The following is a 19,712-nucleotide window of genomic DNA, read 5'->3' as shown; positions in this document are numbered from 1 at the left end:
ATGATTTACGCCAAATACATTAAGTTTTTTTGTCATTAATCTACTGCAGAGATTGCGAAGATAAATAAATAGCTTCAGTGTTATGATAAGGGGGCTGGCGGAGTTTGTAAAGTAAGTTTTTTCGTTTCTATTCCCAAGAAAAGTTCGTCATATGGTTATGCAAGAAGTCTATTCGTGTAGTTGTGAGCAGCCTAGTTATAAATCACTCACAATTGATATGCTTGAATTATTCTCAGTAAATAAATCAAGCATAATGTTAGGTATTCTACCATCAACTATGTGAACAACTCCAGCACATTCCTCTACCATTTTAGTATATTCCATAAGCCTTCCAATAAATTTTTCTCCTTGAATTTTGCCACAATCAATCGATGCATTTAAATTTTTAACAGATATCTTCCTGCCACCAATTTTATCTATTTCTTCACCTGTATCGCTAAAGGTTATCATTTTAGATGCAGAAACTGCAATTGCAATTGTGCTTGCAGTGCTATCGGCATCAATATGATATGTTTCCCCATTTTTTCCATGACCGATAGGTGCAATAACTGGTATAAAATCTGATTCTTCAATAAAAAATAATATATCAGGATTGATTTCAGTGGGCCTACCGATGAATCCCATGTCTAGTATTTTTTCGATGTTATTTGATCTGTCTTTCTTAAGCGTAGTGCTTATCTTTTCAGCTTTTATTAAGTTGCCGTCTTTTCCACATAATCCAATAGCTGAACCACCAGCAGAATTTATATGCTGAACAATTTTTTTATTAACTGAACCACACAATGCCATTTCAATGATTTTCATAGTGTCTTTGTCTGTAAGTCTGATACCATTCACAAACTTACTGTCCATACCCAGCATTTTTAACACTGAGTTAATTTCATATTCTCCGTCATGAACTATCACCGGATTTATACCAAGCTGCTTTAATAAGACAATATTATGCACAAAAGTATAGAATAGTGTTTCATCTGAGATCGTTATGCTGCCACATTTAATGACAAAAGTTTCACCCACAAAGCTAGGTATGCTAGACAACACTTCAAGTAATATTTCTGCTTTTTGTTCAAATGATACTTCACCCTTTAAAAATTCACTACTTTTCATTTTTTTATCTTGTAAACTTGAAAAACTCATCTCTTACCTTGATTATTTTATGCTTAACACGGATGCTTATTTGATGAATTGACACATTCTCATTATTAATCCATTTTTGAGTATCTTCTAGAATGGCATCTAGGCTTTTTTGACTCACTTTATCTATTTTTGTTAGCACAACGTTAAAGTTAATATTATTATATATTAACCAATAAATGAAGTCTTTGTCTATTTCTTTTAATCCTACTTTGCTATCTATCAACACAAACACTCTTCTTAGATTTTTTCTTTGAATTAGATAATACTCAATTAAGTTTAAATATTGTATAATTTCCTCCTTACCTGCATGAGAATAACCATACCCTGGTAGGTCAACAAGTCTGAACTTATCATTGTACATAGAATAAAAATTTATTTGTCTAGTGCATCCAGGTTTAGAGGAAACTCTGGCAGCTTTTTTGCTGTTTATCAGTAAGTTGATCAGACTGGATTTTCCTACATTTGATCTACCAGCAAACGCAATCTCTGGAGCCGACTCATCTGGTAATGATTTCATGTCCGAAGCTCCAAATATGAAATTGCAGCTTGATGTTATCTGTCTTGCCATTATATTCAAGTAGAAGGTAGTAGATATATTATAGTGTTATTGCTTGATATAAGAAATTTTTTATTTCAGTATATATTACTTAGTGAAAATACTAGATCTATGCTATATGAATATAGAGAATAATTTACAAGACTTAAAGAAAAAATTTAGTGATATAGAAAGGAACTTGGAAAACCCTACCAATTTAAGTCAAAAAGAATTCATTACCCTTTCAAAGGAATACTCTGAGCTCAGGCCAATAATCAAGATAATTGATGAATATAACACGCTGAAAGAGGAAATTTCAGACTTAGAGGAAATAATGAAAGATGAAAACAGCGAAGGTGATATAAAAGAGTTAGCAAAAGAAGAATTTTTCGAAAAGCACAAGGTATTATTACCAAAAGTAAAAGCAAAACTAAAGTTAGCATTATTGCCTAAAGATGAAGATGACTCAAGAAATGCAATATTGGAAATCAGAGCAGGTACAGGAGGAGAAGAAGCAGCATTATTTGCAGCAATGTTATTTCGTATGTATCAAAAATATGCAGAAAGAAGAAGTTGGAAGTTCGAGCCAATAAGCATTTCTAATACAGGTATAGGTGGCTATAAGGAAGCTTCTGCACTCATTAATGGAACAGAAGTTTTTGCAAGGTTGAAATTTGAATCAGGAGCACACAGAGTACAGAGAGTGCCAGAAACTGAATCCTCAGGAAGGTTACATACCTCTGCCGCTACTGTTGCGATATTACCTGAAGTAGAAGAAGTTGACTTTAAAATAGAAGAAAAAGACTTACGAATAGATGTTTATAGATCCAGTGGTCCTGGAGGGCAATCAGTGAATACAACTGACAGCGCAGTAAGGGTCACCCACTTGCCAACAGGGATAATTGTAATACAGCAAGATGAAAAATCGCAGCACAAAAATAAAGCTAAAGCGCTTAAAGTATTGAGGGCAAGGCTATACGAAATTAAAAGACAAAAAAAAGAAATAGAAAGGTCAACAATGAGAAAAAGTCAGATTGGCTCTGGTGATCGTTCCGAGCGCATAAGAACATATAATTTTCCACAATCAAGAATAACAGACCACAGAATTAATCTAACTTCACATCGGCTAGAGCAGATTATAAAAGAGGGTGAACTAGATGAATTTATTGAGGCATTAATTTCACGTAATGAAGCAGAAAGATTGGCCGGGGAAAGTTAATCGCTCACATCTGTAAAAAGATCATTAATTATACCGGATCTTTTAAAAACAATAAACAGGCAGTAAAAACAAGTTTTAGTACTATCGCGGATAGAACAAGAACAGCTACACTAATTGCTTGACCATTGTAAACGTAGCTTGTTAAGCCGATAAAAATAGCTATAGACCTGCTGCAAAAGGTGATTGAAAAAATAATGTGAGAGAAGTAGAAGAAGAATAAGCAGATTGAGTAAGGTAAAAAAATGAGCTTTAGTTACTATAACATGAAGAAACACCCAAGAAACTTTCGTAGTATAACAGGTTTAACTATAGAGGAGTTCGAAAAGGTAGTGGAAAAAGTTAGGTCTGGGTGGGAAAGAGTTGAAAAACAGAAAAAGTGCCATGGTAGAAGATCACAACTACCAACTCTAGAAGATAAGTTATTTTGCGTAATTTTGTACTATCGCACTTACATAACACATAGATTTTTAGGGTGCCTGTTCAATGTGCACAACGCAAATGTATTTAGGTTACTGAAGAAAATAGAGCCATTACTTGCCAAAAAAGTTACTATAACAAAAGATAGAAGTATGACACCAGAAAAAATACTGAAGATTCTGGCTGATGTTACAGAACAGCAAATACAGAGACCAGAAGATAGTAAAAAACGGAAGAAATCATATTCAGGAAAAAAAAGAACCAACACTATGAAAACTGAGATTGTTATCGAAGAAGGTGGAAGAATTTTATCAGTGTCAAATTCATATCGTGGTAGAATTAATGATTTTCGCATAAGGAAACAAGAAAAATATTTACCAATCGATAGCATAAAATATGCCGATTCTGGATATCAAGGTTGGCAAAAATTGCAAAGCAATGTTATAATTCCATATAAAAAGTATCGTAAAAAGCCATTAACTCCAGAGCAGAAAGAGCATAATAGAAGATTAGCATCATTTAGAATGAGAGTAGAAAATAAGATCCGTGAGATAAAGATATTTAAGATTATGTCTCATGTTTACCGCAATTTTCAGAAAAAATACAACCTGAGGTTCAATATTATTGCTGGTATTGTGAATCTTAAGCACGCCTTTTAGTTAACCTTGATTTTAGTCACCCTCCTTTCCTTCTTTTTATTGCTTGATTCTCAGCAGGTCTCATGATAAAAGCTCTAATGAACGAGACTGCAGAAGAAGCTGTGCCTTTAATTTCAGGGAAAACATTTATTGATGCATTAAAAATCACTGGCTGGCAAATTGCACAACCGATAGAAAAAATAATCATAGACAGTGTTACTAAGTAGAAAGAGTGGGGTACAATTATACTGAATATTACAAGCAATAGAGACCCAATAGCACCCACGCTCGTGCCAGAAATTACACACTTTATTGCTCCAAGTTTCTGCAAGATTTTGCCAGCAAATAGACTGATGAGTGAGAAGCACCCAACTATTGCACCTTGATGTAGTGCATAAATAGTGCTAGATAAACCAAAAGTCTTCATATACAGAAAAGGTCCACAAGTGATGAATGACATATAAGCAGCAGAAAAGAGGCTTGACATTAAAGACAACGTAACAAACCTCGGACTAGATAGTAGTTTTCTGTAATCTTTCGTCATTTTTTTCAAACTAAAAATATCGCGGTCCTTTTTTGTTTCTGGTAACAGAAAAAGCAGCAAAACCCAAGAGATCAAACAAAGTATTGCAACAGTTGCATAATTACCACGCCATCCTACAATTTCATCAATGAAACTGCCTAACACTGGCGCAATTGCCATGACAACTGTAAGAACAGAATTCATGATTCCAATAAATTTCACTGTTTCGTTACCTTTATAGCTGTCTGCAACGATTGCAAACACAACTACAGATGTGCTGACACCAATGCCCTGAACAAAGCGAGAGATTAAAAGCCAAAAAATCGACGGTGCAAAAACATAACCAACAGCGCCGATTAATAACAAAGTGTTACCTATGATCATAATCCTTCTTCTGCCATAGCATTCAGACAATGGACCAAAAAATAACCCTCCTATGTAAAAGCCTAGGAAATTATAAGCAATAGTTAATTGAATTGTGCCTTCTGATACGTTAAAATAGTGCACCATATCAGGAAAACTAGGTACGGAAATGTCAATTTCAATGAACTTAGCAATTAGAGACAGGATTAATAGAAAGGGTAGTAACAAATGAATAAAAATATCACATTTAAAGCGTTGAAAGAAGAACATTTTTTACTGTTATTAAAATGATTAGAAACACCTCATGTGAAGCTATGGTGGGTAAATTGGACACTAGGGTTAATTAAAGAAAAATATGACAACTATGTTAAAGCCCTTACTCTCTGTCCTAACTTTACTTATTTCCTCTTACTTTTTCAACAGTCCGTCTAAATTACCACAAGCAGTTTAATTTTTCATCATTATTCAAAAATATGCAAGGAGCTTTATAGAAACTTAACATAATTTTATCATAAAAATGTCATTCTTAAGTCTTATATAAAAACAAATTTTGACACTAAGTGAATCTTTTTCAATTAACTATGAGCTGGATAAATTGGAAAATAAATTTTGTTTACTTTTATAATACCTTAAGATCTAATATCACTTTATCAGTCAAAAGTATCACAATAGGCTAGTATGTTCCTTACTCTTTTCCTAAAAATATTACCTGTTTATATTACAATATTTATTGGTTATTTAGCAGGAAAATGTTTTAAAATTGACAGAAACACTATATCTCAAATACTCTTTTATATAGCTAATCCAATAGTGATTTTATATGGAGTCTCTCATACAGAAGTTAATTTAAAAGTAATTTCTCTGCCGATTTTGATATGGTTTATAGGTAGCACTATGTCCTTATTAGTGTATTATCTTTCTTCTTTTTTATTTAAGGATAACACGAGAAACATATTAGCGTTTAGCTCGGGCAGCACAAGTATGGGTTATTTTGGCCTGCCGATTGCCATGGCTTTGTTTGATGAAGATTCAGTATCTGTATATGTTGTTTGTTATATAGGAATGGCGTTGTTTGAAAATAGCTTAGGATTTTACATAGCTGCAAATGGTATTTATACCGCAAAAGAATGCATATTAAAGTTGTTCAAACTTCCTTCGCTTTATGCGATGGTTCTGGGCTTCTTTTTAAGTATATATGATATACAAATACCTACTTTTTTAACAGATGTTATGATGAATATTAGAAGTACATTTGTCACATTAGGGATGATGCTACTTGGAGTGAGCATTGCAAATATTACAAGCTTTAAAGTAGATTGGAAGCTTGCTTTGATCACTATTACAGCAAAGTACGTATTCTGGCCACTGTTTGTTTTAGGAATTGTCCTTCTAGACAAACATGTTATAGGTGTATACGACGAGAGTATATATAAAGCACTGATGTTGCTGGCTATTATTCCAGTCTCTGGGTCCAGTATAATACTTGCTAATATTTTGAATTATCAACCAGATAAAGCTACTCTGTTGCTTCTAATTAGTACTGCAGTGGGACTATTTTATGTTCCACTAATAATATCATTATTTTTTACTAAACTTATTCTTTTTTGATCAAGCGGTAGATAAAACTTAAATTTACACTAGCTTCTTGCATAATCACATAAAAAACCTACTCTTTTTTGTCATTCCAGCGCGTGACGCTGGAATCTAGTTTCACTTTATGATGGTGTCATGAAAGTAGCTAACACTGGTTCACTCTATAATGGTGTCATTCCAGTGTCAAGCACTGGAATGACACCATAGGGGCGCTGGGATGACAAGAAAGGGGCTTGAATGACAGGAGGTAACGCAAGAAGTCTACTGCTATTCCACGTCAAGAACAACCATAAGTTCATTAGGGTTCACATAACCTAAAGCATTTTTTGCTTGCTCATCAAGCAGATCTAAATCTAAGCTTTTTTCATATAAGCCAAATACTTTATTGTCCAACTTTTCCTTTTCAGAAGAGATATCCTTTAGCAAAAGCTTATTGTACTCAATCTCTTTTTTTAAGTCGATTAACTTCAATAAGCCACGTTTACCTGTAATTGTGCTAATGCTAAAATATAATGTAAGAGAAGAAATGAATAAGGCTGCGCTTAAACACAGTAACTTTTGCTTCTTTTTAGATATAAGCACCATACTTTCACATACAAGAAATACATAACATGAAAAGGTGAACAAAAAGCTAAGAACCTTGACGCGCTTTACACCTTGGCTTTACCTTGTTTATAATGTAAATCTTACCACCCCTTTTCACAACTTTACAATTTTTATCTCTGTTACGATGAGATTTTAGCGACCCTTTGACTTTCATATCTATAGTAAGAATTAAATTACCTTACATTATGATCACTTACAGAGAGTTAGTCAATTGATAAATTTTTCACATTTTATTAAAATACTGTATAATTGTTGCTGATACTTCTTCGATTGACTTTTGCGTGACATCAATAATTGGCCAGTTATTCTGCTTAAATAGTTCCTCTGCTTCTTTAATTTCCTTTTCTACTTTCTCAGGGTTAGCATATATATTATTATCTTCATTGTTAATTGAAGTAAGTCTATTTTTGCGTATTTCTATTAGCCTACTTACGTCTATTGTTACCCCTATCGTTAGTTTATTTTTTAATTTTGCCAAGTCGACATAAAAGGGTACTCCACTAACAAAAGGAATATTTGCAACCTTATAGCCTCGATAAGCTAAATACGTACTGGTGGGAGATTTTGATGTACGTGAAACTCCAACCAAAATTATATCTGCTTTATTAATATCTTGAATACTTTGTCCATCATCATGATTAATAGTGTAGTTTATTGCCTCAATGCGCTGGAAATATTCGTTATTTATCTCAGTATGCAAGTCAAACTTTTCGTCTTTTTCAATTTCAAGATAGGACGAAATTTCTCTAATAATATGTGATAATATTGCTCTATAGGGAATTTTCAACTTTATACAGTTATCTTTTAGATATTTTCTTAGCTCATCATCAGTAATAGTGCATATAACAAAGTTATGCTCATCACTTTTCTTATTAATTTCCTCCAAAATTTTGTCAACCTGCTCTTCTCCTTTCACAAAAGACCAAACATATTCGATTGTTTCTACAGAACGAAAGTGTTTCAGAGCTGATTTTGCAACTGATATAACAGTTTCACCACTTGAATCTGATACTAAGTGTAAATTAAGCTTTTTAAGGGTCATGTTTTATATAGTGTTATACTAAAAATAATAGCAAGCAATCGGCTACTGAAATTGTGCTAATTTGTTAATCTATGTCAATGCAGAAAAACTATCCTGTTGATAAAACTCAAACTAATTGGTAAATTCTTAACACAATTATTCTCAAAATGAATGTTTTTATTAAAGCCTATAAATTTCACTTCTTTTTCTAAAAAAGCACTACCTTGGATTGGGATTATTTGTTTCGCATGTTTTTTAATTGGAATGTTTTTAGCGTTATTCTTCTCCCCAGAAGATTATAAACAAGGAGAAATTGTACGAATTATGTACATTCATGTGCCTTCTGCATGGCTTGCTCTTGGAATATATGGATTAATTGCATCACTTAGTTTTATTTCATTGGTGTGGAACAATAGCATTGCTAGTGTCTTGGCACATGCTGCTGCTCCTGCAGGGACAGTCTTTTCTGCAATATGCTTAATCACAGGTAGCATCTGGGGAAAAGGAACCTGGGGCACTTGGTGGGTATGGGATGCAAGGCTTACTTCAATGCTAATTTTATTTTTCCTATATGTTGGCTACCTTTCATTGTGGAGCGCTTTTGATAATGAAGCGAGGGCAGAAAAATCAGCAGCAGTATTTGCCATTTTTAGTGCTATAAATATTCCCGTAGTAAAATTTTCTGTGAATTTATGGTCTACTCTCCATCAGCCAGCAAGCATTTTGAGAAGAGGTGGAGTAGCAATAGAAAGTTCTTTGCTGTTTCCACTCGTTGTAATGTTTATGTTTTGTGCCACATTTTTTTTAGTAGTGTGGATACTGTATTCGCTTTACTTAATTAATTTATATAAGATAAAGAGAGAAATTAGTGTGCGGTATTAGGTAGCTTTGTAAGTATACAGGTAAATATGCTAGAGAAAATTAGGCAAAATATCTTTGGTCACTTTAAATACTTGCCTGCTGAAACTGAAGAACGTTCTATGTTATGTGATCTAACTAATTTTAAAAGCAGCAATGACCAACTAACTAGAATAGATCAGGTATTGAATCGAGATCAACTTGAACATTTTACCAACGTTCTTGAAACATATGATGCAACGGCACGTAGTTTTTACGATGAGGTGCATTGTAAAATAGCAACCGTTGCAACCATGAACTCTAAAATATTCAAGGAGCCTACCAGTATCTTTAAAGTAAATGTTCATGTGATTCCACAGATAATTTCTGTTTTTTGATTCTATCTGTCCATTTATCATTTTCTATATCTTGTTTGTTGGTTGCTCTTTTTTCTTGCTCAATAATTGCCTTATCTACCTTCTGATAAATTGCATCAATTGCATTTTTTTCTTTGTATACTTCGCTTTTCCCTTCAATAATTAACTTAATAAAAGTATTTACAACAGACTGCACTTGATTATGATTAATATGGCCTCTTATCAAAGAAGGTAAAGAGCCTAATTCCATTATATGTTGACCTATGTTATTACCTATACCTTCTGTATGCATTAACATTTCATCATCAAACTCTTTCAATACTTCTGATGCTATTTTACCTTGAAAGGAAAGCCCTAAATTATCTGCTACTTCACTTATTAATAACTCTCTGTTTTCTTTATTATCTTCCAATTTAGCATAATCACTTAATAGATCCATAACTGTAGATACTCTGACTTCAACAAGATCATTAACATCTTCTAGAGCAAGTCCTAACCCCAAGAACCTCTCTCTGAGATTTTCGCTTAAAAGATTGATAAACTCTTCATTTGCATCCGATCCTGTAGTAGATATTGTACCATCTAAATAGTTACTTTGAGTACCTAAGCTATACTCTATTTGTATTTTTGTCTCAGGTTTAAATCCTAATTTTGCACAGAATTTCTGAAAATATTCTTTAATAATGTCAAACAAGCTCTTGCCATTATCTTTATAATTTTTTAACTCTTTAGGAATAGTAAGTGACAATTTACCATCTCTGTATGTTACAAAGTCTTTACCATCTTGAGACTCAAGTGTAAATTCTAATGAGTTAGACAGATCACATATCTTATCACCATGCATAACTTGATTTTTAACAGAGAGTATTGGTAGCCTCATATCAGATCTAATTCTCACATTATTTTGGTTAGCACAATCAATGTTTATTACTTTTTTAGGATTTTCTACTATGAACGACTGTCCAAGTGCAAGTTGGGTTTGTATAAATGGAGCAGCCTCATACCCTGCTTGATTACAATTAGTGACTAGCTCTTCTAAAATAGCATCACTTGGAACTTCTGCCCCAGCGTATCTAAACATTTTTTTGAAAACTTCTTTTGCAAAGGAACGGTAATCCTTGTTTTCATCTCTCTCTGTAGGTAATAGATGGATATACCCGTGGCCAGCATTGTAAAATTCTTCAAATTCTTTCTTATATGAATCGGTTTTTTGATGATTGGCAGTTTTGGGATCTTTGCAGTATAGCTCATCCAATGTATCACTTACAAGCTCTTTCTCAATATCTTCAAGTACTGAAGCAACAAATGCTTTGCCATGATCCGTATCTATTTCTCTTGTTCCTTTTTTGTTAAATATTTCGTCATTATATATATCGTCACTATTAAAAAGTTCGCTTTTGCGGTGCTTAGCTCCTTCCTTAAATGCAATAATAAGATTTTTATCTATTTCTTTTCCGTTAATAATAAAATTCATCCTTTGAAAATCTAAGAACATTGTTTCACCAGAATTTGCTAATTCATTATCTTGATCTGCTCTTAATTTACTAAAATTGAACTCTTTAGCTGTGGCCTTTAATCTAACTACCGGACTCTTATTATTTTTTCCTTTTGCCTCTTTCATAAATAACACCTTACTGTAAATATGCTGTAAGTTGTATCATATAATGATGAATAATTTGGTAATATATTAAGAAAATCGACAGTATATTTCTTTATTTAAGAGGTGCAGGAAAGGCGCAGATTTCTCTTTCCATTTGTAGCGTACTGCATTAATATTTATGTATTAATTTAGAAAATAATGATGAATAACATTGTAATTGTTGGTCTGCAATGGGGTGACGAAGGCAAGGGTAAAATAGTAGATTATCTTTCTGATAATGCAGATGTAGTTGTGAGATTTCAGGGAGGAAATAATGCAGGGCACACTATAGTAATAGATGATGAGGTTTATAAATTAAATTTACTGCCCTCTGCTATTTTGAGAACGGGCAAAATATCCATCATAGGAAACGGTGTTGCTCTTGATTCACATGCTCTAATCTCAGAAATAGAGTCATTGAAAGTTAAAGGAGTGGACGTAAACTATAACAACTTGATGGTATCCGAGAGCTGTCCATTAATACTTAGCGTACATAAGGACAAGGAAAAGCTATTTGAAGATTTAAACGGAAATCACAAAATTGGTACAACAAACAAAGGGATAGGGCCATGTTATGAAGATAAAGTTGGAAGGAGAGCTATACGCCTTTGTGATTTAGAAAACGCAGATGAGCTCAATAAAAGAGTGGATACTCTTCTGAATTACCACAATGCTATTAGAAAAGGCCTTAACTACCAGGTGGTTAAAAAAGAAGAAATATTAAAAGAAATTCAAGGGATTTCAAAAAAAATTCTTTCATATAAAAAACCTGTGTGGAGGATATTAAATGACTTTGTGAAAGAAGGTAAGAAAATAATATTTGAAGGCGCCCAAGGCACATTTTTAGATATCGACCACGGAACTTACCCTTTTGTTACTTCAAGTAATACTGTAGCGTCGCAAGCAATAACAGGCTCAGGATTAGCCTACAATGCTTACATTATTGGTGTGGTAAAAGCTTATACAACAAGAGTGGGCAATGGTCCATTCCCTACTGAGCAAAAGAACGAGATTGGAGATAGCTTATTTACTATAGGCAAGGAGCTTGGAACAGTGAGCAATAGAAGAAGGCGCTGCGGATGGTTTGACGCAGTTTTAGTGCGCCAGGCTGTGCAACTTTCTGGAGTTTTAAGCATTGTATTAACCAAATTAGATGTGCTTGATTCTTTTGATACAATTAAAATATGCACTGGTTACAAGTATAGCGGGAAAATGTATGATTATTTACCCGCATCGCATTCAATACAGGAGGAATTAGAGCCAATATATGAAGAGTTTCCTGGCTGGAAAGAAAATACTCAAGGTAAAAGGTCGATTGAAGCATTGCCTATCAATTTAATAAAATATATAGAAGGGTTAGAAAAATTAATAGGTGTACCAATTCATCTAATTTCAACTAGTCCAAAGAGAGAGGATGTTATTAAGCTTAAAGATTTCTGAAAACGTCTTTTAACTTTTATCCAATAAAAAAAATACTTGCATAACTCAAAATACTAAGTCTATTATATAAGATATTATTATAAACTTATAGTGAGTAGTGTACAATGAAAGACAAAAGCTTAAGTTTAACACTTGCAGTTATTTTCAACACAATTAAGTTAATAATAAAAGTTAGTGTAGAACGTGGTTATACAGTTTGATTTTTTTGAATATATGTTAATTGGTATAATATAAATATAGTTAAAGGAGGTGTGTTATGATTGGAGGTTTGACTAAGGAAGAAAAAACAGCAGAGGCAGGAGAGGATTCTGGTATTAGATCAATCGCATCATGTGCTTGGAGTGCAATAAATCGCTTGTTGGCATCTTATGAACGCGATCTATATTCGTCACGGCTTACACTACGTTTTGCATCCCTCAAGGACCGTATCGATGAAGTGGAAAAAGAAAATCCTTCCACTAAGGACTCTGCTACAATAAAGTTCTGCCGCTCAATTGCAGAAAATGATAAATTATGCAAAGAATTAAGAAATTTAAATAATCTTGCTGAAAATTTTGCCAATAAAGAATTTGATTCTCAATTAGAGAAGATAATAACAGGTTTTAAACTAAAAGATCTAGAAGACAAGGTAGGCTTCTTAGTACTTTTGAAAGAAGAAAGTGACTTCACTGCTATACAAAAGGCTTATAGGGATGAGTGGAGTTTTTATGACCTAATAAACGATAGAGATTTTAAACAAACGTACATAGATAAAGCAGTAACAGAGTCTGCTAATAAGAGCTTTAAGGAAGATATAAATAAATGCATAGAGTTGGCAGAGCAGGGAAAAAAAGCTGCAAGTAAATATTTTGAGAGGAAAGACGTAGAGCTTCAAGCTTATTACACAGAAACTGATAACGCTCATAGAGTTTTGAATGTTAACCTTATTAATTACAATAGAAGTGAGACAACAAGAATTAGTGACATTTTACAGCAAGAGAAAGATATTAAAGAACTGAATATCTATTGCAATAAAAAACGTGAAATACGCGCTCATCGAGAAGGTAAGGAAAGACATTATAAATTTGAAGAAGGCGCATATTATGAAATGACAAGCACTTGGCCTGTAGAGAATGGATCCAGAATGTGTACCATGATTATGAATGTGAGTAGCGATGGCATAACTGAAGTACTAAAATTTGATGGTAAAGATTTTGTGTCATCGAAGGAGATCCTAGAGTTAATAAAGCAAAATGATGAATTATATATTCAAGGCCTCGTCTTACATGATGCTGTAATGAAATCACTAGAAAAGGGTAAGGCTGCTGATGTTGTACCTACTGCTAATAATAATTTTCAAAATGAATCTATAGTGGCCTATCAAGATAAGGAACCAGGGGGGGAATCGAAAGGTCCAGACCCTAAAGTTGATGATGACAATAGCCTTCCTTCTTCTCCTTCTATTAATAGCAATGCATTAATTCAAACAGAAGTCAATTTACAGCACACTGAAACTCAACCAGAAGTTGCTTCACAACACATAACTGATTTACAAAACAGGTTTGGAAAAGAAGAGCAAAAAAACACAAAATTGCAAACTGAACTGGCACAAAAAGATGAAGAGTTAGCAAGCGCGTTAGCAGAGCTACAAGAGAAAGCACAAGAACTTAAAAGTGTATATGAAGAAAAAGGAAAGCTAAGGCAAGAGCTGGGAGTTGCTAATGCAAAAAAGGAGGAGTTAAAAAGTGAATTAAAGAAATCGCAAGAAGAACTATATCATGTGCAGGAAGGAAAGTCTGATTTAGAGGACAAGTTTGATAAGTTAGAATGCTCTAATAAGGATATAGAGGAAGATAAAGAACGGTTTTCAAAACAAGTATTAGATCTGCAAAAAGAATTATCATGCTCGGAAAAGGTAACCCAAGAATTAATCAATAAGTTAAAAAGTGCTGAAGCAGAAAAAAAAGAAGTGAATCAGAAACTTGCAGAAGCTGGGCAAAGAATTGAAGCATTAAAAAAACAGACTAGTGATTTAAAAGATAAACTTGAAAAAAAGGAGCGAGGATCCAAGATAGAAATAAATGAAATACGCAAGGAGTTAACGCAGCTTAAAGAAAACCTGGAGAGGAATGAGGAAGAACTTAAAAGTGTGTATGAAGAAAAAAGAAAGCTAGAGGACAAGCTGAAAGGTGTTAATACAGACAAGAAGGAATTAGAAGACAAATTAAAAGAATTTGAAAAAGAGATAGACCAAGCAGCACACATAATGAAGGAAAAGGAGCAGTCTATAAGCAATTTAAAACGTCAAATGCAAGAGTTGGAAAATGAGTATAAAGCACAACTGGAATCTTATGAACAAGAGATAGGAAAGTTAGAAAACATGCATGATGAGTTTAAAGAATATGTAGCATTAATATTGGAATCCATGGATAGAGAGCATGAAGATGAGATTAAGGAATTGGAAGAGAACCGTGATGCATTGAGCGACATCATTGCAGGTAAAGTTTTGGATATTGAAGGTCTGATAAAAAAATTACAAAACAGTGAAAAAGAAAAAGAGTTTTTCCGTGGTCAAGTAGAAGAGTTAAGTGAAGAAACGTTTGCTGATAAACAAAAAGGCTTCAACAATCAATTTTATACTCTAACAGGAGACATTTCTAGTGAGCCTGATAATGTTCCACGAAAGAAGATAGAGTTATCCAGATCTTTAAGCTTTGATAGTGAATCTGATAATGAGTCTTATGTTCCACAGGAAGGGGACAATGATAGCGCATATGATAGCAATGAGGAGAATTGTGATAATCATCCTTGTAGTTCAGTTCTAGTCCTAGGGTCCGTAAGTCCTATCAGAGCACAGGCAAGGAGTAGAAGCGTAGATAGGTAGCTCGCCTTTCTCTCGCATTATTGTGAAGATGGTTGGGGTTAAGTTGCAAGAGAAATACTTAAGTGGGGTGCAAAAAGTCTTTTGTGTTGATAATAATTTAAAATCTATAGTAGACTAAAAAAGATTATTAAATTATAATATAACATATGATAAAAGACGAGAAATCGAAAACAATTTTTGAAGTGGAAGGGGCAGTAACTGCTTTACTACCTGCAGCAGAATTTAGAGTGAAACTGGACAATGAACATGAGATTATCTGTCATGTATCAGGGAAAGTGAGAAGAAGTAAAATACGCATCATTATCGGGGATAGGGTGTTAGTTGAGATGAGCATTTACGATAGGAATGCGAAAAAAGGTCGGATCATTAGAAGGCTTAAAGGTACAAGTGACAGAACGATCTCTAAATAATCTTATTCTTGCTTCATCATCAGAAAGACGTGTAGCTTTACTAAAACAAATAAATATTAAACCAGGCTTGATTTTGCCAGCAGATATAGACGAAACTCCTTTGAAAAAGGAACTTCCGAAGGATTACTCAATCCGTATGGCAAAAAGTAAAGCTGAGAAAATACAAAGTTCAAATCCAAATTACTTTGTGCTTGGTGTTGATACAGTTGTTGCTTGTGGTAGAAGGATATTGCTTAAAGCTGAAAACGTTGAGCAAGCAGAAAAATGCATCCGCTTGTTATCAGGAAGAAGGCATAGAGTATATACCAGTGTGTGTCTATTAACTCCCGATCAATCTAAACAACATATTAGAACTGTGGTTACAATAGTGAAATTTAAACGTCTCAGTGAACAAGAAATTAAGTATTATTTAGCATCAGAAGAGTGGAAAAATAGGGCAGGGGGATGCAATATACAAGGCCTAGCTGGGATGTTCGTATTGTTCTTACACGGCTCCTACTCTTCCGTTATAGGGTTACCATTACATGAAACCTATTGTTTGCTAAGTAATTATTTAAACCGGGAGTGTTAAATAAACCATACGCGTCAAGTTAAGGCCCAATATAGCACCATTTAAAGTGGGTAGATAGCCTTTCGAAATCCCTTAACAAGTGTGCCCAACAAATCTGTCTTTTTTCGTCACTGAAGTAGTTGTAAACCGCATACCTATCGGTAACAACCAAATTCTTATAACTAGAAAATGTACTACTCTCTAGAAACTTAACTCCTCTTGTGTCTGCTAATTTAATAAGGCTTGCTTCATTATTAGCAAACACCCAGCACTAGCCAAGTTTACCTTTAGAATAATGGCTAGTTTCATCAATATGCAAAACTTTGCTTGCTCTCTCTACTTGTTCATATACATCTTAATACATAATTCTCCACAAAAACAATCTTCAGGGAGGAGCTGGATAATTATAAGCTCAGCATTATTGTTTGGCGCTATAGGAGCCACACTGGCTACAATGGGAATTATACCTGAAATTGCTGCTATTGGAGTAATTGCAACTGTTGTGTTGTCAGGAATCGCTGGTACTATAGTAGGTAGTGTAGCGGGATATCTTGTTAATGTGGCAATAAATCAATGCTGTGGAGCATGCAGCTCAGTAGTTCAAGAATAAGACCAATCCGGTAAAGAAGCATTTGTGGGAGTGGAAACCATTTTTTGATTTTTCTTTACTAAGTCTACTAAATATAGTTGAGAGTTGCTTGGTGATTCTGTTCTTGTGAAAATGATTTCTCTACCATTTGGTAGCCATGCCGGAGATTCAATTTTATGCCCTTCTGAAAGTAGACGTTTTTCTTTGCCATCTGGCTTCATAACTCCTATGTAAAATTTTCCTGACTGAATCTTTGTGAAAGCTATCAGATCTCCTTTTGGCGACCAAACAGGCGTAGCATATCTTCCACTTCCAAAACTAATTCTTTTAGGTTTTTTACTTTTGTTAGTAAAATCGATAACATACAGCTGCTGACTCCCACTCATATCGGAACTAAAAACCATATACTTTTGATCTGGAGAAAAAGAGGGAGAAGTGCTTATAGCTGAACCTTTAGTAATTTTTTTTGTCCGTTTACTACTTAAATCCAAAGATAATATATTCGTTTCACCACCCAATGAGTGGGAAATTAAAAGAGATTTACCATCAGGAGAAAATCTTGGTGCAGAAATAACTCCTTCAAATGCGCTGATTATTGATTCAGTGTGGTCTTTTAAATTTTTTAATACTATATAACTTTTACCATTTGCGTATGAGATATAAACAATACCCTTTCCATTTGGTGAGAATCTCGGTGTTGACACAAATCTATCGCCATTTGTTAAGTATTTTATATTACTTCCATCTTGATTCATCACAGCAATTTTACGTACGGATTTATAATTGCTATCTTTTTCTTCAGCAATATACGTGATTTTTGTGTTGAAGTGCCCTTTCTCACCAATCAATCTATCATGTATCACATCCGAAACGAGGTGACCAATTTTTCTCCAGTCTTTTGCTGGAAAAACAACTGACTGAGTAAGTAATTCTCTTTTTGTAAAAGTGTCAAATAAACGAAATGATAGCTCTAATGCACTACCAGATACTTCGCTTAAACTTACTGTGACTACAGTATCGCTTTTCCAAGATTTAAATTCAGCTTCCGCGCCACGTTTTACATTAAATAAGCCACAATTAGATAAATTTGTTCCTATTACCTTTGCAATATTTTCGCTTAATTCGCTTTCCAGCGCTGTTTTACATGTACATTTAGATACAACAAGACCAATGTTACCAACACTGCTTTTTTTTATATCAACATATAAAGCAGCTTTTGTAAAATAAGGAATAAATAACGAAACAAGCAATATTAATTGAACGAATAACTTCATTCTTTCATTTCATACCTGTTCTATCTGGACTTCAATTATAGGTCTTTTTAGTAAATATTCCTTTAAGATACTCAATATTGAACTTTCAATCTTATTTTTAATTTTTTTTGTTGGCTGCAAACTAAACAACAACTCAACTTTCTTGACAATTTTCTGTATAATAGCTGCATCTTCTAGCACTTCAAAAACACCAGGTACAAATACTTTCGGTTTAGTAAGCAATTTATTTTTCTTGTTTACAACTGCTGTTACCACAATAACTCCGGCATCTCTCATTCTTTTACGCATTTTTATAACACTGCTCTCCGGATGACGTAGCAGCATACCATCAATACCAAAGTAGTCAACACTGATTGAATCAACTTTTTCTCCGTTCTCCAAATTAACAATATCACCTGGTGCAATCATTATTGCTTTTGCTACACCGCACTCTTTAGCAAATTTTACATGTGCGTGCGTGTGAATATATTCGCCGTGAACTGGAATAGATATCTTCGGTTTTATTAAAGAATACATTTCCTTTAACTCTTCTCTTGTTGGATGCCCAGAAGCATGAACATGCTCTGTTTTTTCAGTAACAACTTCTACCCCCATCTCAATAAAGGCATTGAGCATGTTGTGCGCACGAGTTTCATTTCCAGGAATGATTTTTGACGAAAAGATCATGGTATCACCTTGCTGCATTTTAAATGCTTGATGACTCTTATTAGCAAGCCTTGAAGTTGCTGCCAGTGGCTCACCTTGACAACCTGTGCAAAATAGCACCAGTTTTTCCCTTGGAAAATTTACTGCTTCCTTTGCTTCAAGAAACTGAGGAGAATCAGTTAAATAACCACTATCTTGCGCAACTTTCACTATTCTCCATAAAGATCTACCAAGTAAAACTACTTTTCTATTTAGTGCTTTTGCAGCTTGGCTTATCGTTTCAATTCGTGCCACATTTGAAGCAAATAGCGAAACAGCAACTAATTTTTTAGACCGCTTTATTATGTTATAAATATTATTATAAATTTCACCTTCTGACTCAGGGTGATGCTTGCTTAATATATTGGTTGAATCGCAAATTGCTGCAAGCAGGTCACCTTTATCGCCAATTTCTTTTAGACGCTTTATATTAGAAGTTAATCCAACAACAGGTTTTGGATCAAATTTCCAGTCTCCGGTATGGAGTGCACTACCCATTTCAGTGCTAATTAATATTGAATTTGCCTCAGGAATTGAATGAGTTATATTTATAAACTCGACGGTAAAAGGACCCAAATTTGTGCTGCCATTTATGTCCACCTCTTTCACAGGTACTGTACCTTCTAATCGAAACTCCTTTAGTTTCTCCTTAAGAAAATTAACCGTAAACTTTGTTGTATATATGGAGCACTGCAACTCTTCCCACAAGTGGGGCACTGCACCGCAGTGGTCCTCATGTGCATGTGTAATTATTATTCCAAGCAAATCTTTTTTTCTTTGAGCAATAAAATCTACATCAGCAATGAGCAGCTCAACACCTGGCATAGTTTCATCTGCAAAACCAACACCAAGGTCGATCATAATCCACTTACCTTGATAATGATATAGGCTAACATTCATCCCGATTCTTCCTACTCCCCCAAGCGGAAGAAATAAAAACTCATTTTTGTTTATATTCATTAAATTTAAATTATTAAAACCTGAGAATAGCAAAACT

The 19,712-nt window shown here is 34.0% G+C and carries 18 protein-coding genes and 2 pseudogenes; 10 read left to right on the top strand and 10 right to left on the bottom strand.

Annotated elements, in window-relative coordinates:
- Positions 1-195: 195 nt before the first annotated feature.
- Both argB and yihA read right to left on the bottom strand, forming a co-directional pair.
- Positions 196-1,107: an acetylglutamate kinase gene (gene argB / locus AAGD69_RS03370; protein WP_341812639.1), complete on the bottom strand. Its 912-nt coding sequence runs from the start codon at positions 1,105-1,107 to the stop codon at positions 196-198.
- Between the two features lie 4 nt (positions 1,108-1,111).
- Positions 1,112-1,708: a ribosome biogenesis GTP-binding protein YihA/YsxC gene (yihA, locus tag AAGD69_RS03365; RefSeq protein WP_375316731.1), complete on the bottom strand. Its 597-nt coding sequence runs from the start codon at positions 1,706-1,708 to the stop codon at positions 1,112-1,114.
- 103 nt (positions 1,709-1,811) lie between these two features.
- Here yihA and prfA point away from each other — a divergent pair, with 103 nt between their 5' ends.
- Both prfA and AAGD69_RS03355 read left to right on the top strand, forming a co-directional pair.
- Positions 1,812-2,891 carry a peptide chain release factor 1 gene (gene prfA / locus AAGD69_RS03360; RefSeq protein ID WP_341812595.1) on the top strand — a complete coding sequence of 360 codons (1,080 nt, stop codon included), beginning with the start codon at positions 1,812-1,814 and terminating at the stop codon, positions 2,889-2,891.
- A 263-nt stretch (positions 2,892-3,154) separates the two neighbouring features.
- A complete protein-coding gene (locus tag AAGD69_RS03355) occupies positions 3,155-3,967 on the top strand; it encodes a transposase family protein (protein ID WP_410529866.1) in 813 nt (270 codons plus the stop codon).
- Positions 3,968-4,028: 61 nt separating this feature from the next.
- On the opposite strand, the pseudogene AAGD69_RS03350 reads toward AAGD69_RS03355, so the two are convergent.
- Positions 4,029-5,060: pseudogene (locus tag AAGD69_RS03350) on the bottom strand (multidrug effflux MFS transporter); the annotation flags it as partial.
- A 450-nt stretch (positions 5,061-5,510) separates the two neighbouring features.
- Between AAGD69_RS03350 and AAGD69_RS03345 the strand changes: the two are divergent.
- Positions 5,511-6,440, top strand: a complete 930-nt coding sequence (locus AAGD69_RS03345; RefSeq protein WP_341812594.1) for an AEC family transporter — start codon at positions 5,511-5,513, stop codon at positions 6,438-6,440.
- Between the two features lie 252 nt (positions 6,441-6,692).
- Here the strand turns inward: AAGD69_RS03345 and AAGD69_RS03340 are convergent, their stop codons facing one another.
- The 3 genes from AAGD69_RS03340 to AAGD69_RS03330 form a co-directional block, all read right to left on the bottom strand.
- Positions 6,693-7,010: an FtsB family cell division protein gene (locus tag AAGD69_RS03340; protein WP_341812593.1), complete on the bottom strand. Its 318-nt coding sequence runs from the start codon at positions 7,008-7,010 to the stop codon at positions 6,693-6,695.
- Between the two features lie 46 nt (positions 7,011-7,056).
- The gene (gene ykgO, locus AAGD69_RS03335) at positions 7,057-7,185 is read right to left on the bottom strand and encodes a type B 50S ribosomal protein L36 (RefSeq protein ID WP_006279631.1); all 129 of its coding nucleotides are present in this window, start codon (positions 7,183-7,185) and stop codon (positions 7,057-7,059) included.
- 69 nt (positions 7,186-7,254) lie between these two features.
- Positions 7,255-8,073 (bottom strand): pyruvate, water dikinase regulatory protein, encoded by an 819-nt coding sequence (locus AAGD69_RS03330; RefSeq protein ID WP_341812592.1) that lies wholly within the window; start codon positions 8,071-8,073, stop codon positions 7,255-7,257.
- Positions 8,074-8,223: 150 nt separating this feature from the next.
- Here AAGD69_RS03330 and ccmC point away from each other — a divergent pair, with 150 nt between their 5' ends.
- Together ccmC and AAGD69_RS03320 are read left to right on the top strand one after the other, a co-directional pair.
- Positions 8,224-8,934, top strand: a complete 711-nt coding sequence (ccmC, locus tag AAGD69_RS03325) for a heme ABC transporter permease CcmC (protein WP_341812591.1) — start codon at positions 8,224-8,226, stop codon at positions 8,932-8,934.
- A 26-nt stretch (positions 8,935-8,960) separates the two neighbouring features.
- Positions 8,961-9,287 (top strand): hypothetical protein, encoded by a 327-nt coding sequence (locus tag AAGD69_RS03320; RefSeq protein ID WP_341812590.1) that lies wholly within the window; start codon positions 8,961-8,963, stop codon positions 9,285-9,287.
- On the opposite strand, the gene AAGD69_RS03315 is transcribed toward AAGD69_RS03320, so the two are convergent.
- Entirely contained in the window at positions 9,241-10,887 is a 1,647-nt protein-coding gene (locus tag AAGD69_RS03315) for a hypothetical protein (RefSeq protein WP_341812589.1), read from the bottom strand. The genes AAGD69_RS03320 and AAGD69_RS03315 overlap by 47 nt on opposite strands.
- A 180-nt stretch (positions 10,888-11,067) precedes the next feature.
- Here AAGD69_RS03315 and AAGD69_RS03310 point away from each other — a divergent pair, with 180 nt between their 5' ends.
- From AAGD69_RS03310 to AAGD69_RS03295, 4 genes are all read left to right on the top strand, one after another.
- Positions 11,068-12,345 carry an adenylosuccinate synthase gene (locus tag AAGD69_RS03310; RefSeq protein WP_341812588.1) on the top strand — a complete coding sequence of 426 codons (1,278 nt, stop codon included), beginning with the start codon at positions 11,068-11,070 and terminating at the stop codon, positions 12,343-12,345.
- 256 nt (positions 12,346-12,601) lie between these two features.
- Positions 12,602-15,208, top strand: a complete 2,607-nt coding sequence (locus AAGD69_RS03305) for a hypothetical protein (RefSeq protein WP_341812587.1) — start codon at positions 12,602-12,604, stop codon at positions 15,206-15,208.
- A 146-nt stretch (positions 15,209-15,354) separates the two neighbouring features.
- Positions 15,355-15,618, top strand: coding sequence for a translation initiation factor IF-1 (gene infA / locus AAGD69_RS03300; protein ID WP_164224845.1), 264 nt, complete (start codon positions 15,355-15,357; stop codon positions 15,616-15,618).
- On the top strand, positions 15,596-16,189 hold the full coding sequence (locus tag AAGD69_RS03295; RefSeq protein ID WP_341812586.1) for a Maf family nucleotide pyrophosphatase: 594 nt from the start codon (positions 15,596-15,598) through the stop codon (positions 16,187-16,189). Before infA ends, AAGD69_RS03295 begins: the two co-directional genes overlap by 23 nt.
- 52 nt (positions 16,190-16,241) lie before the next feature.
- On the opposite strand, the pseudogene AAGD69_RS03290 reads toward AAGD69_RS03295, so the two are convergent.
- Positions 16,242-16,520, bottom strand: a pseudogene (locus AAGD69_RS03290) (IS66 family transposase); the annotation flags it as partial.
- A 69-nt stretch (positions 16,521-16,589) separates the two neighbouring features.
- Between AAGD69_RS03290 and AAGD69_RS03285 the strand changes: the two are divergent.
- Positions 16,590-16,778, top strand: coding sequence for a hypothetical protein (locus AAGD69_RS03285; RefSeq protein WP_341812585.1), 189 nt, complete (start codon positions 16,590-16,592; stop codon positions 16,776-16,778).
- On the opposite strand, the gene AAGD69_RS03280 is transcribed toward AAGD69_RS03285, so the two are convergent.
- A complete protein-coding gene (locus tag AAGD69_RS03280; RefSeq protein WP_341812584.1) occupies positions 16,769-18,031 on the bottom strand; it encodes a protein TolB in 1,263 nt (420 codons plus the stop codon). The two genes, AAGD69_RS03285 and AAGD69_RS03280, sit on opposite strands and share 10 nt — an antisense overlap.
- A 9-nt stretch (positions 18,032-18,040) precedes the next feature.
- A complete protein-coding gene (locus AAGD69_RS03275) occupies positions 18,041-19,675 on the bottom strand; it encodes a ribonuclease J (protein ID WP_341812638.1) in 1,635 nt (544 codons plus the stop codon).
- Positions 19,676-19,712: the final 37 nt, after the last annotated feature.

The sequence above is a fragment of the Wolbachia endosymbiont (group A) of Conops quadrifasciatus genome, from assembly GCF_964027015.1.
GTDB lineage: Bacteria > Pseudomonadota > Alphaproteobacteria > Rickettsiales > Anaplasmataceae > Wolbachia.
This window is presented reverse-complemented; position numbering and strand designations above follow the sequence as displayed.